Source organism: Vibrio sp. (assembly GCF_050299255.1).
Taxonomy (GTDB): domain Bacteria; phylum Pseudomonadota; class Gammaproteobacteria; order Enterobacterales; family Vibrionaceae; genus Vibrio.
On record NZ_JBNKVP010000088.1, the window covers coordinates 1 to 13254 of the forward strand.

Below are 13254 nucleotides of genomic sequence, written 5' to 3' on the forward strand. Positions count from 1 at the left end.
GTTTACCCGCTGCGTTTGTGGGAATGTCAGGCGATTGCGCCTTTCTCACTGGAAAGCTTCAACAACGGTAACTACTTTGAAGCACAGCACGCGCTGATTGACGCGGGCAACATCACTAAAGTGTTGTACCCGAATGACAACCATGAAAAAGGTAAGACTCTGCGTCTGATGCAGCAGTACTTCCACAGCGCAGCGTCTGTGCGCGATATTCTGCGTCGTCACGAAGAAGCAGGTCACACTCTGGCTTCACTGCCTAAATATGAAACCATCCAGCTGAACGATACGCATCCGACTATCGCGATTCCTGAACTGATGCGTGTGCTGGTGGATGAAAAAGACCTGGGTTGGGATGAAGCGTGGGCAATCTGTTCACAAACTTTCGCCTACACCAACCACACCCTGCTGCCGGAAGCACTGGAAACCTGGAGCGAGTCTCTAATCCAGCGTCTGCTGCCACGTCATATGGAAATTATTTACCATATCAACCACTTGTTCTTGCAAGAAGTGCGTGCTAAATGGCCTGGTGATGTAGCGAAGCAGCGTAAACTGTCGATCATTCAAGAAGGTTTCCACCGTATGGTGCGCATGGCGAACCTGTGTGTGGTTGGTTCTTACGCCGTCAACGGTGTAGCGGCGCTGCACTCTGAGCTGGTTAAGCGTGACCTGTTCCCTGAATTTGATCAACTTTACCCAACGCGTCTGCACAACGTCACCAACGGTATTACGCCACGTCGCTGGCTGAAGTTCTGTAACCCGGCTCTGTCGCAGCTGATCACCGATAAAATCGGTACAGAATGGCCGGCTAAACTGGACCAACTGGAAGGCATTGCCAAGTTTGCTAATGATGCCAAATTCCAGAAAGAATTTATGGCAGTTAAGAAGCAGAACAAACAGCGTCTGGCTGACTGGGTAAAAGCGAATCTGGATATTGAACTGGATACCAATGCCATCTTTGATGTGCAAATCAAGCGTCTACACGAGTACAAGCGTCAGCACCTGAATATGTTGCACATTCTGTCGCTGTACCACCGTCTGCTGAACGATCCTGATTTCGATATGGCGCCTCGCGTGGTGTTCTTCGCGGCGAAAGCGGCTCCGGGTTACCACCTGGCGAAAGAGATCATCTACGCCATCAACAAGATTGCCGACAAAGTGAACAACGACCCACGCATCGGCAACAAGCTGAAAGTAGTATTTGTTCCGGATTACCGCGTCAGCATGGCTGAGATCATCATCCCAGCGGCGGATGTCTCTGAGCAAATCTCGACGGCAGGTAAAGAAGCATCCGGTACCGGTAATATGAAGATGGCACTGAATGGTGCTCTGACCATCGGTACTATGGATGGCGCCAACGTTGAAATCCGTGAAGAAGTGGGTGATGAAAACATCTACATCTTCGGTCTGGAAGTTGACGAAGTGGAAGCGCTGAAAGCCAATGGCTACAACCCATACGACTACTACAACGCTGATCCGCTGTTGAAAGCGTCGCTGGATTTACTGCTGGGTGATGAGTTTACCCCTGGCGAGCCAGGCAAACTGAGCGCCACATACGAAAGTTTGCTGGATGGCGGCGACCCGTATCTGGTGCTGGCCGACTTCGCATCTTATGTCAAAGCGCATGAAGACATGGATGCACAATATCGTGACCAGGCAGGCTGGGCGAAGAAAGCGATACTGAACACGGCACTGGTTGGCAAGTTCAGCTCAGACCGCAGTATTCGCGACTACGTCAACAATATCTGGAAACTGGAAGCGGTACACCGTTAAGCCCAAAAGAAAAAGCCAAGGCGATTCGCCTTGGCTCTATAACTTTAATTACAACAAACCCTACATTTGAAGGTTAGTCACAGTCCTTCGGAGAGAGCGATGGAACAACAAAGCGTATTAAAACAAGTCGCTGATATGGCACGTATTGCCGACAGCTACGTAAGCGCGTGGGGCGATGAAGCAAAAGTGGAGAAGGACACTATTCTTCATCTTCTGGCGTCATTAGGCTACGACACGACTAATGAAGACACACTGCTGAAATCGGCAGAGAAAAAGCACAAAAAAGATGTGTTAGACCCCGTTCTCGTACTGCGTGACGGTGAGCCGGTTGAAGTACCGCTGCACTTGGGTGTAAGCGCGCGTGAAAGCGAATTTAGCTGGCGGTTAGAAACCGAGCAGGGAGAAGTACTTGAAGGCTATCTTCAGTCGCAAATCTGTCGTGATGAACGAGCTGAGGGTGGCCCTTTAGTGTTTACGCTGCCAAACAATCTGGCTTGGGGTTACCACAAATTAATCATAACGCGCAAACGTCGTAAGGCGCCTTATGAGATGACACTGATCATCGCACCTAAATCCTGTTACAAGCAGCCTGAAATGTTGGCTGGCAAGAAAATGTGGGGGCCTAGTGTCCAGCTTTACACTTTGCGTACCCAGCATAACTGGGGTATCGGTGATTTTGGCGATCTGAAGCAGCTGGTGGCGGAAATCGCCTCCCGCGGCGGTGACTTTGTGGGACTTAACCCGATTCACTCACTGTTCCCGGCTAATCCGGAAGGTGCCAGCCCGTACAGCCCGTCATCTCGTCGCTGGCTGAATATCCTCTACATTGATGTCAGTTCCGTGCCTGAATTTGCCCTCAGTGCCGACGCTCAGCAGAAAGTGGGCAGTGCGGACTTCCAGCAACGTCTGCAGAAAGCTCGTGAAGCGCACTGGGTTAACTATACTGAAGTGGCCGACCTGAAAATGAGCGTACTGCCGCTGCTGTTCAGTGAGTTTGAGAGCCGCCATCTGGCTAACAACACCGAACGGGCGCAGGAGTTTCTGAAATTTGTTGAGCTGGGCGGAGAAAGCCTGCTGCATCAGGCCGCGTTCGATGCGTTGCACGCCAAGCTGCATGCCGAAGACTCGTCAACCTGGGGCTGGCCGGTATTCCCAGAAGAATATCGTCGCTTTGAAAACAGCGCCGTCCAGAAATTTATCCAGCAGAATCAGCAGCAGGTTCACTTATACATGTACCTGCAGTGGGTCGCGGACATTCAGATCAAAGAAGCACAGGCATTGGCAGAAGAAAAAGGTATGTCTCTAGGCCTGTACCGTGATTTGGCAGTAGGTGTGGCTGACTCCGGCTCTGAAACCTGGGCGGACGACGGTAACCTGATCCTGGATGCCAGCATTGGTGCGCCACCGGATGTATTGGGCCCATTAGGCCAGAACTGGGGCTTACCACCGCTTAACCCGCAAGTGCTACAGGCAAGCGGTTACGATGCCTATATCAAGCTGCTGCGTGCCAATATGAAGCATTGCGGCGCGCTGCGCATTGACCATGTGTTAGGTCTGCTGCGCCTGTGGTGGATACCGAAAGGTGAGAACGCCACTAAAGGGGCGTATGTCTACTACCCGGTTGAAGATATGCTGGCGATCCTGGCGCTGGAATCGCATCGTTACCACTGTAGCGTTATCGGCGAGGACCTGGGCACCGTACCGGACGAAATCGTCGATATCCTGCGTGACGCGGGCGTTCACTCATACAAAGTATTCTTCTTCGAAACCTCAAAAGAAGATGGCGGCTATATTTCTCCGTCGCATTACGCTGAGCAGTCTATGGCCGCTTTGTGTACTCACGATATGCCGACACTGCGAGGCTTCTGGCACTGCGATGACCTGAAAATGGGTAAAGAGCTGGGCCTGTATCCGGATGAAGAGCAGCTGCAGCAGCTGTTTGCCGATCGTCTGGAAAGCAAGCAGGGCATACTGGATTCCGTCGCCGGACACGGTAAACTGCCGGAAGGCGTGGGCCGCGATGCTCAGTACGTGCCAATGGATTCGTTCCTGGCCGACGCACTGCAACTTCATGTTGCATCAGGCAGTTCCACCTTACTTAGCGTACAATTGGAAGACTGGCTGGAAATGGATAAACCAGTTAACATTCCAGGTACGGTGGATGAATATCCAAACTGGCGCCGCAAGTTATCGATGAACCTGGACGAAGTGTTCGCACAGGAAGGGGTGAATCGGATTGCAAAAGGTCTGACTGAAGAGCGGGCGAAAGCCAGCAAGCAAGTAGCAGACAGACAAAAGTATCGAATCAGTCACCCTTAGGGAGAATGCTTTTCGATACAATGCCATAACGCTATTGAAGCCCGCCACCTAGCGGGCTTTTTGTTTTTGAAAGTGGGTGAATGGAGAAAGGAACTTGAAGAAAAGAACCAAAGATAAAAAGGCAGCCGCGTTTAACCAGCTTTCTCAGGCAGCGTATGCCGATCCGTTTTCATTGCTTGGACCGTTTATCCCGAATGAAGAAGGCTATCTGCGGGTATGGATGCCAGGTGCGGACGGTGTCGAACTGCTGATGGATGATGGCCAGCGAATGTCGCTGGAGCGCGAAGGGGAATCGGGCTTCGTTCTCAAGCAACCCATCGATTTACGTGATTGTCACTACCAACTGGCAGTGGACTGGTCCGGGACGGAACAGATAGTCGATGATCCCTATCAGTACCACGCGCTGTATGCTGAATATGATGATCTGCACACGCCGAAGCAGATGTATCACCACCTTGGGTCTCAGTTTATATCGCTGGAACGTGGCGACAGCCAGATCTCAGGTACCCGTTTTCTGGTTTATGCCCCGCACGCCTCCGCTTGTAGCCTGGTCGGGCCATTTAATAACTGGGATGGTCGCCGCCTGCCAATGCAGCGACTGGACTACGGCATCTGGGGTATCTTCGTGCCTGATCTGCCGGAAGGGACCCAGTACAAATTTGAACTGAAAGGTCCGGATGGAAAAGGCTTGCCACACAAAGCTGACCCGTGGGGCTGTTATTCAGAACAGTACCCTTCCTTTGCCTCTCTGACCTATGACCACAGCCGTTACCACTGGCACGATCAAAAATGGCAGAGCCGTCCGGTGACGGAAAAGCGCAAAGAAGCGCTGTCATTTTATGAATTGCATGCGGGATCCTGGCGTCGGGATGCCAACGGTGACTTTCTCAATTACCGTGATCTGGCCGATCAACTGGTGCCCTATTTGGTGGACATGGGCTACAGCCATGTCGAACTGATGCCGGTGTCGGAACACCCGTTTTACGGCTCCTGGGGTTACCAGCCGGTCGGGCTGTTTGCGCCTACCAGCCGTTACGGTTCCCCCGATGACTTCAAATACTTTGTCGACCAGTGTCACCAGGCGGGGTTAGGTGTCGTGCTGGACTGGGTTCCGGCGCACTTCCCATCGGATGACCACGGACTGGCAGATTTCGATGGTACGCCGCTGTTTCATGACCCGGATCCACGTCGCGGCTGGCACCAGGATTGGAACTCCTATATCTATGATTTAGGCCGTGAACATGTGCGTCGTTTCCTGGTATCCAACGCACTATACTGGTTTGAACAATTCCATGTCGATGGTATCCGGGTGGATGCGGTGGCTTCCATGCTTTACCTTGATTACTCCCGTAGTCATGATCAGTGGATACCGAACGCCGACGGCGGCAATGAGAATTACGATGCTATCGCAACCCTGAAATGGATGAATGAGGAAGTGTATAAATACTTCCCCAATGCGATGACAATCGCCGAAGAGTCGACCGCTTTTCCGGGTGTCTCTGCCCCGACTTTCCTGGGCGGCTTAGGGTTTGGTTTTAAATGGAACATGGGCTGGATGCATGACAGTCTGGCGTACATTAAAGAAGACCCGATTCACCGTCGCTATCATCACAATACCATCACTTTCCCGCTGGTGTACGCCCACAGTGAAAACTATGTACTGTCGCTGTCGCATGATGAAGTGGTTTACGGCAAAGGCTCGATTCACAATAAGATGCCGGGGGATGAGTGGCAACAGACCGCCAACTTACGCGCTTATCTGGGCTATATGTATGGCCAGCCGGGTAAAAAGCTTAACTTCATGGGTACCGAATTCGGCCAGACCGGCGAGTGGAACCATGATGACCAGCTGCAGTGGTTCCTGCTGGACTTCGAACGCCACCAGGGTGTGCAGGCGCTGACCCGTGACCTGAACCTGCTGTACCGCAATGAAAAGGCCCTGCATGAGCTGGACAGCGAGCCGCGTGGATTTGAGTGGCGTCTGCAGGATGCCGCAGAAGCGAGTATTTTGGCCCATGAGCGTCTCAGCGACAGTGGTGAGCGGATTCTGATCATCACCAACTTCACCCCGGTTCCGCACGAAAACTTCCGTCTTGGTGTGCCGTTGGCCGGCGAATATCAGCTGTTACTCAATACCGACGATAGCGCCTACTGCGGCAGTAGCTTCGAAGTAAAAACAACCGTGAAGTCTGAGAAGGTTGAAAGCGAAGGCCTACCACAGTCTCTGTCGCTGCGGGTACCGCCGCTGGCAACGCTGTACTACAAACTCAAGCTCAAGCGTTAAAGTGATAGCTCTGGATGGAAAAGCCTGACTGATGTCAGGCTTTTTTTGGCTTAACGGTTTGTGGTGCAGCAAGTCTAAGGGCTGAACAACTGCTGCGGATAAGGCGGTTCTTCGCCGTGAACCATCGGCGCTATCGACCGGGTTGTCATTGCTGCTGTTTCAGGCTCAATTCATCCGGATTGATGTTCGTGTGTGGCAAGGCCTGGTATTTGGGCAGTTGCTGGCGCAGGGCGGCAAAAGTTTCAAAAGCGCTGTCTACCGAGAGTTTATTGGCCAGCCAATTGGGCAACATACCGCCTGGATCAGCAAAGGCGCTGTATTCGATATGGGTGGTGTTATTGGTGAGTTTTTCCAGCAGCCAGATTGCTTTAACCCGGGAAATGCGAATAAAACCGGGCTGAGGCGGATAGCGGTCACTGGCATCGTTAATAATCAGCTCAAAGGCGTTATTGTCGATCCGGTAACGAGAGTAAGTCACCATATCGCGGTCTTTGGCTGGCCAGGGCGCTTTAAACTGGGTATAAACGATATTCTCATTCGGACTCAGCTGTTGCAGTACCCGGCTGTGGCTGACGTTGGCAATCCAGTTGGGGACATTATCGCTGTCTTCGAGCAGACGCAGAAAAGCGGCATAACTGGTTGGGGTGAACATCTGTACCCGGATTTCCACCAGTCCGCCTGAGTGTGGCCGCTGGTGGATTGTGATGCCGTCCTGGCTTTTCACAAAGCTCCAGTCCGGAGTGGCGCTGTTGTGAGTATCCGCAAGTACTCCAAAGCAGGCCAGAGATAGGCTGAAAAGTAACAGTAACCGCATTCGGGCCTCCATAGCCAGGTTGGTCGTGTGGCGGCCCGGTGGCGGTGTAACCTGGCTGAAATTAACGAAATAGCAGCGCTTGTAACCGGGTCCCTTCAACAGTTTTAATCAATAGCGCAGTCAGCGCCAGCATGCCAAAGAATACAACAGCATCTTTGCCCGCTCCTTCGAGTTGCAAAAATCCTGCGACATTCATCATAACTATAGCCATAGGTAAGTGACTGACATATATCGCCAATACTCGTGGCGACCAGGCGTGGATCCAGCGGTTATCGCCTAAAGTAGGCTGACTGAGCAGCCAGAGAAATACCCCGGTGGCCCACAGAGGAGTGGCAAACAGAAAGTCGTGCACATTGAAAGGTTGTCCATAGCCGGTTAACCAGAAAGCTTCCACCAAATGCAGTGCCATGCCGATAGCCGCCAGGGCCAGAGCGAGGTAGCTACTGAGCTTAAATTGATGGACCCGGATTGCCACGCCGATACTGACCATCAGGGTCGCAAAGAAAGGGCCATTACGGGTAAAAAACGGCGCCGGCCACTCTGTGAGTGGTTGATAGCTGCCTGCCAGTACGCCGTAGCCATACAGCAGAATCGCCACAGGTACAATCCAGCCTCCCAGGCTCAGCCGCTTCATAATGGCAATGATGGTCATCGCAATGGCCAGCGCGGGCAGAAACCACAGATGCACCAGACCGCCTTCCAGCAGGCTGTTAAACGGGGTTTGCCACAGATAATTCCAGTAACCGCTTCGTTCCGCCAGGTAACCCTGCTGCACCACCACTTCGAGATTAAATGGCATCAGCAGGCAGATCACGCTCCAGATCAGCCAGATCCTGAACAGGGGTTTGACATAGCGGTACAGCGTCCTAACTGGCGACTGGCTGAGTTTTTCGGCGATCAGGTAGCCGGAGATAAGGAAAAACAGCGGTACGGCAAATCGGGTTGCCTGGTTAAACAGATACCCGACCCAGGGGGTATCGTCGATGAGGAAATAGGTTAAAAACAGCTGGCAATGCAGGGCGGTGATTGCCAGGATAGCGATCACCCGGCCAAGTTCAATACTGGCAATACGTTGAGACGACATAACTTACTCTAAAACAAACATCAAAAGCAAAAACAATGGTTACTCATCTTAACAGTGATAGCCGTGCTTACCTTGACGAGTATCATCGTCGGCCAGCAAATGTCCCGGCCAACCATTCAGTGCGCTGTTAGATAAGTTGTAAACTGTTGAGGATAAACAGCCCCAACGTGCAGGTCAGCAGCGAGCCTAACGTAGTCAGGGCGATGATATTAGCGGCCAGGCTCGCATTGCCGCCCATGGCTCGCGCCATCACATAACTGGCCGCCGCGGTTGGCGCGGCGTTCATCAAAAACAGAATGCCCAGCTCAATACCGGAAAATCCGACCGCCAGTGCGCCGATGGTAACCAGCAGCGGGGCCACGATTAACTTGATGCTGCACGCCAGCCAGGCGGCGTTGGAGTCATTACGCAACGCGCGGATATCCAGCGAGCCGCCGGTACACAAGAGAGCCAGCGGAAGCGTCATATTGGCGAAATAGCGGCCGACATCCGTCACCATAGCCGGGATTGGCACTGCAAGGGCGTAGCAGGCTACACCGAGCAGAATGGCGATAATCAGCGGATTTCGGGTCAGTGTTCGCCCGACCACCCTGAGCGATTGCAGCCCGGTGGTGGTTTGGTCATAGGCCGATAAGGCGATCACCGCCTGAACGTTATACAGCAACGTCGTCGCGGCGACGTAAATCGCCGCCAGTGCCACGCCGTCATTGCCATAGGCATTGGCGACGTAAGCCAGCGCGATGATAGCGGTATTGGCGCGAAAACCACCCTGGATGGTGACGCCCCGGTCGCGCCGGTCACTGACCAGTTTATTGCTGAGCCAGAATGACAGCAGAAAAACGCCGATGCCGGATATCAGGCCATAAACAATCAAGCCGCTGCTGGCGGCAAAATCATGCTTGGAGCTGACAATACTGAGGAACAGCATTGCGGGCAGGGTGACCTGAAACACCAGCTTGGAGCCGACTTCGATAAAGTTATCATTGATAACACCAAGTCGCTTCAATCCCATCCCCAGCACAAGCATCAGACAGATAGGCCCGGTAATGGCGGCGGAAAACTGCAACTGTGCGACCAGACTGTCCATGAAACTCCTCAAATTCCGTTTGAATATTCCGTGTGAAGCTGTGATTGGCGGTTAGCCAACAGATAGGCTGAGACGATGAAACCGAACCGTGACCAGCATTGATATTAACGTCTAAGGTCAGTTGGTTAACAGTACTATTTTACTCTGACAGCGAGATAGCCATCGGCTGGTTAATCACGACTGCCAAGAGCAAGACTAGCTGCCGGGAAAAGAGCCACAGGAGTAAGAGAACGCCGGTAACGGTCCTGAATCCGCTACCGGTGAAAATGAAGTCTTGAGTTGTGATATCCGGATAACACAGTGTCTGGGTTTCACTAGCAAGGATTGGTGTCATCCATGCTGTAACAATATCCACTGCCGTCGATTTCAAACCACACTTTGGCGAAGTTGAGGCTGATGTTCTCAGTTTGAGCGGCTTTTTTGTCGGTCATACCACCGACGCTGTATGAAGTGACCAGTACCCTCTCCATTCGGATCAGCAAACCTTCCCGTTTCATTTCGACGTTGCCAATTGAATCTCCGTTCGCCACTGCCGCTAATAAAGCCGCAGACTGGCTGTCACTGAAGCGGGTGATGGAAATATCCTGAAAATTGGCTTTGCCAGCACCGCCTCCGCCACCGGTGTGGAACGAGCCTGCGTTGGATGCCCCCCAGGACCAGGCTAACACTTCAGAGACGCCGATATTTTCTACGCTCATCATGGTCGGTCCGTTAACTTTGGCCAGCGCGAGCGGGCTGACACAGATGACCGATAGGGCCACGCTGCTGATTATTGCGTTTTTCATACTCTTCCTTACTGTGGGTAAATAGCCTCAGTAAGTATATTGTCAATAATGGGTGCCCAAGAATTTAAGTCCGTTTGTCTCATAAATAACTTGCCGCCATCGATATCATTGCGTTTTCCGCGATCGGATAATGACAAGGGGAGCGGCTGAGGGGCAGATAGATACAAAAAAGCCAGTGCAATGGCACTGGCTGTTGTACATAGCACGGAGGTTACGCGATTCGGGTAAGCCAGTTATGCGTATCGGGTGCTTTACCCCACTGAATATCGTTCAGGGCCTGGCGCAGTTTTTGTGCTACCGGGCCAGCTTCACCGGAACCGACCTGATAATCCTGACCATTGTGGATCAAAGTTCCGACTGAAGTCAGAACTGCTGCGGTACCAGAAAGCATCGCTTCAACGCCTGGTTTTGCCGCGCGCTCTAGCAGCTCTTCGACTGACACTTCGCGCTCTGTGACTGTCATGCCCAGATCTTTGGCGATAGTGAGGATGCTGGAGCGGGTGACACCGTGCAAGAAGGTAGAATCTAATGCTTTGGTGATGATTTCGTTGCCATCGACCAATAGGAAGTTCGCCGCACCGGTTTCGGTAATATAGCCATTCGGGCAGAACAGCACCTGGTCTGCCTGGTACTTCTGTTTTGCTTCGAGCGTTGGCGCCAGTGCGCTGGCATAGTTGCCACCGCTTTTAATCATCCCCATATGAGGTGCGCAGCGCTGACCGGTTTCATCCAGCAGCAAGCGTAAAGTTGCGGTACCACCGGCGAAGTAGTCGCCTACCGGAGACAATAAAATATACAGCATAGACGTCAGAGAAGGCGCTGCCGCTTTACCTACGGCCGCTTCGGTACCAATGTGAGTCGGTCGAATATACATAGAGCCAGGAGGTGTCGGTACATCTGCGGCAAACTCCGCCACGATATCCACGATCATTTTTGCTACTTGCGCTTTGTCAATTTCAGGCAGAGACAGCAACTGGCTGCTCTGTGCAAAGCGCTCGACATTCTGATCCATACGGAACACATGCACGCTGCCATCGTCGTGGCGGAAGGCTTTCAGACCTTCAAAACAGGTGCTTGAGTAATGCAACACGTGCGCACCCGGATGGAGTGAGATGCTGTCTGACGAAACTATCTGAGTGTCAGTCCATTGATTATTTTCAAATTTAGCTAAAGCCATTTTCGGCATGAACACAGTACCAAAAGCCGCCATTATGATTCCCTACTGAATGAAGTTACGAAAAAGGTGTGTGCGATTAAGTTCTGTCAGGCAATGACATTGGTTGTCCTAAACTCAATCTCAAAATACTAAAGTAGTTTGCGCCGGTAAGGAAGCGAGATTCATCGAATCGTGCGCTATTGCGACTAATTGCCTATATTTTGGGGTGAATTGCATAACCGAGCTCAATAGCACACTGACTATACTCAAGTGGAGTCGTATGAAATCTATCAAGCCCGTGACAGAAGCTTAAAACTCTGCTCAGACAGCCAAGGACAATGGGGTGGTTTGCATGTATCAGGCACTATTTTTTGACATCAGTGGTGTGCTCTATGACGGAGAGCAGGTGATTCCCGGGGCGGTCGAGGCCGTCGCACGGGCAAAGGCAAGCGGGTTGGCAATACGCTTTGTCACCAATACTTCACGCAAAACCTGCGACCAAATCCACCAGGATCTGACTGGTATGGGCTTTGAAATCGAACCGGGGCAGATTTTCACCGCGCCTGCGGCGGTTAAATCACTTTTGGTGCAGCGCCAGTGGCGCCCCTATTGCCTGGTGCACCGTAACATTCAGTCTGAGTTTGCCGAACTCGACCAGTCGCAGCCCAATGCAGTGTTTATCGCTGATGCCGAAGAGGGTTTTTCCTATCAGGCGTTAAATCGCGCATTCCAGTTGTGCCAGGCCGGCGCGCCGCTGATTGGCGTGGGCTTAAACCGTTATTTCAAGCAAGACGAGCAGTTGCAACTGGACGCCGGGCCATTTATCCGCGCGATAGAATACGCCGCGGCCACCGAAGCCATTATTGTCGGCAAACCTTCCGCGGAGTTCTTCAGCCAGGTGGTCGCCTCGACATCGGCCGATGCCGGGGAGGTGCTGATGGTGGGCGATGATGTATTCGGTGATGTCGAAGGGGCATTAAACGCCGGCTTGCAGGCGTGTCTGGTGCAAACCGGTAAGTATCAGCCCGGCGATGAAAATTTAATTCACCGGCCATTTTTATGCGTTAAATCTGTGGTTGAAGCGGTTGAGCATGCTGTTGTTAAACATGACAGTTAGCTTGTTGGCTGCGGCTTCAGAAACCACGCTTATCCCTGCTTGCCACTATTACTGAGCTGTAGTCAGGGCCTTGCGTAGCGATTAATGACGTTTTCTAAGGTCATGACACCAAACATAATTTTTCGGACAAAAGACTCGGAGCTGCCCACGAAGTAGAACTGCGGATGCCGCGACCAGATTCTCTGCAGCTTTTTGTCTAATTCGGCGGCCCGGGCGGAAGACTCGTTTCTCATTGGATTATTACTGCTGATATCGTGGCCGCTCGCCGCGGCAGATTCAAAAAAGATCACCGCATCGTAACGGGTGATTTCACGCTCAAAGGTGGAGTCAATCTGTTTAAAAAAGTCGCTCTCTTTGCCCGGCCAGTAAGCCAGGCCATCCAGGGAGCCCCGATCGCACACCAGCAATCTATCCGGATACTGGATGCGATGGATCTCTTCCAGGTGCTTCTGCAACTGGTAAATGGTTTTTTGGATCATTTTGATAAATTGCTCATCTTCCGTGCGCATTACCCCACCGGAAAACAGTATCGTGGCCGCCTCAGGTACAACCGTGATTTGATGGCGCAGCTCTCTGCGAAACAGATCTAAGGCAGTGGTTTTACCCCCTCCGGGACCTCCGGTTACAACAACTTGCAACGGCTTGTTCATCGTGGCCTCTGACGCATTAGTTGATCTATAGAAAGCTTAGTTACAAAACTGCTCATCAGTGACAAAAAACACGCCATAAATCACTACATTGAAACTGACAAGCAATAATGGGACTCGCCTGGTTGGTAGGGAGCGATTGCCAGCAGAAAAAAATCTGTGATAAATGCAAAAGTTGGTGAGCGCAGTGATAT

Annotated in this window: 10 protein-coding genes; 4 read left to right on the forward strand and 6 right to left on the reverse strand. The window is 52.1% G+C overall.

The features are described from left to right. From ACQY6F_RS16425 to glgB, 3 genes are all read left to right on the forward strand, one after another. Positions 1–1767 (forward strand): glycogen/starch/alpha-glucan phosphorylase (locus ACQY6F_RS16425; RefSeq protein ID WP_428775956.1); only part of this gene is annotated, 1767 nt, incomplete at its 5' end. A 99-nt stretch (positions 1768–1866) separates the two neighbouring features. Further along, positions 1867–4086, forward strand: coding sequence for a 4-alpha-glucanotransferase (gene malQ / locus ACQY6F_RS16430; protein ID WP_428775958.1), 2220 nt, complete (start codon positions 1867–1869; stop codon positions 4084–4086). A 94-nt stretch (positions 4087–4180) separates the two neighbouring features. Further along, the gene (gene glgB, locus ACQY6F_RS16435) at positions 4181–6370 is read left to right on the forward strand and encodes a 1,4-alpha-glucan branching protein GlgB (RefSeq protein WP_428775960.1); all 2190 of its coding nucleotides are present in this window, start codon (positions 4181–4183) and stop codon (positions 6368–6370) included. Positions 6371–6515: 145 nt separating this feature from the next. On the opposite strand, the gene ACQY6F_RS16440 is transcribed toward glgB, so the two are convergent. The 5 genes from ACQY6F_RS16440 to ACQY6F_RS16460 all read right to left on the reverse strand — a co-directional run bounded on the left by ACQY6F_RS16440 (position 6516) and on the right by ACQY6F_RS16460 (position 11350). After that, on the reverse strand, positions 6516–7184 hold the full coding sequence (locus ACQY6F_RS16440; protein ID WP_428775961.1) for an START domain-containing protein: 669 nt from the start codon (positions 7182–7184) through the stop codon (positions 6516–6518). Positions 7185–7245: 61 nt separating this feature from the next. Continuing rightward, entirely contained in the window at positions 7246–8268 is a 1023-nt protein-coding gene (locus ACQY6F_RS16445; RefSeq protein ID WP_428775963.1) for an acyltransferase, read from the reverse strand. A gap of 127 nt (positions 8269–8395) precedes the next feature. Then, positions 8396–9355: an AEC family transporter gene (locus tag ACQY6F_RS16450; RefSeq protein ID WP_428775964.1), complete on the reverse strand. Its 960-nt coding sequence runs from the start codon at positions 9353–9355 to the stop codon at positions 8396–8398. Positions 9356–9669: 314 nt separating this feature from the next. Continuing rightward, positions 9670–10140: a type VI secretion system tube protein Hcp gene (locus ACQY6F_RS16455; RefSeq protein ID WP_428775965.1), complete on the reverse strand. Its 471-nt coding sequence runs from the start codon at positions 10138–10140 to the stop codon at positions 9670–9672. A 211-nt stretch (positions 10141–10351) separates the two neighbouring features. Then, the gene (locus ACQY6F_RS16460; RefSeq protein ID WP_428775966.1) at positions 10352–11350 is read right to left on the reverse strand and encodes a branched-chain amino acid aminotransferase; all 999 of its coding nucleotides are present in this window, start codon (positions 11348–11350) and stop codon (positions 10352–10354) included. A 298-nt stretch (positions 11351–11648) separates the two neighbouring features. Between ACQY6F_RS16460 and ACQY6F_RS16465 the strand changes: the two genes are divergently transcribed. Continuing rightward, complete coding sequence (locus ACQY6F_RS16465) at positions 11649–12413, forward strand: TIGR01458 family HAD-type hydrolase (RefSeq protein WP_428775967.1); 765 nt, start codon at positions 11649–11651, stop codon at positions 12411–12413. Between the two features lie 62 nt (positions 12414–12475). Here ACQY6F_RS16465 and ACQY6F_RS16470 read toward each other — a convergent pair whose 3' ends face one another. Continuing rightward, entirely contained in the window at positions 12476–13063 is a 588-nt protein-coding gene (locus ACQY6F_RS16470; RefSeq protein WP_428775968.1) for an AAA family ATPase, read from the reverse strand. Positions 13064–13254: the final 191 nt, after the last annotated feature.

Bases quoted from the DNA above. Each gene is read 5' to 3' on its own strand.
- ACQY6F_RS16465 (WP_428775967.1), top strand. From the start codon at position 11,649: ATGTATCAGGCACTATTTTTTGACATCAGTGGTGTGCTCTATGACGGA.
- ACQY6F_RS16455 (WP_428775965.1), bottom strand. From the start codon at position 10,140: ATGAAAAACGCAATAATCAGCAGCGTGGCCCTATCGGTCATCTGTGTC.
- ACQY6F_RS16460 (WP_428775966.1), bottom strand. From the start codon at position 11,350: ATGGCGGCTTTTGGTACTGTGTTCATGCCGAAAATGGCTTTAGCTAAA.
- ACQY6F_RS16440 (WP_428775961.1), bottom strand. From the start codon at position 7,184: ATGCGGTTACTGTTACTTTTCAGCCTATCTCTGGCCTGCTTTGGAGTA.
- malQ (WP_428775958.1), top strand. From the start codon at position 1,867: ATGGAACAACAAAGCGTATTAAAACAAGTCGCTGATATGGCACGTATT.
- ACQY6F_RS16445 (WP_428775963.1), bottom strand. From the start codon at position 8,268: ATGTCGTCTCAACGTATTGCCAGTATTGAACTTGGCCGGGTGATCGCT.
- ACQY6F_RS16470 (WP_428775968.1), bottom strand. From the start codon at position 13,063: ATGAACAAGCCGTTGCAAGTTGTTGTAACCGGAGGTCCCGGAGGGGGT.
- ACQY6F_RS16450 (WP_428775964.1), bottom strand. From the start codon at position 9,355: ATGGACAGTCTGGTCGCACAGTTGCAGTTTTCCGCCGCCATTACCGGG.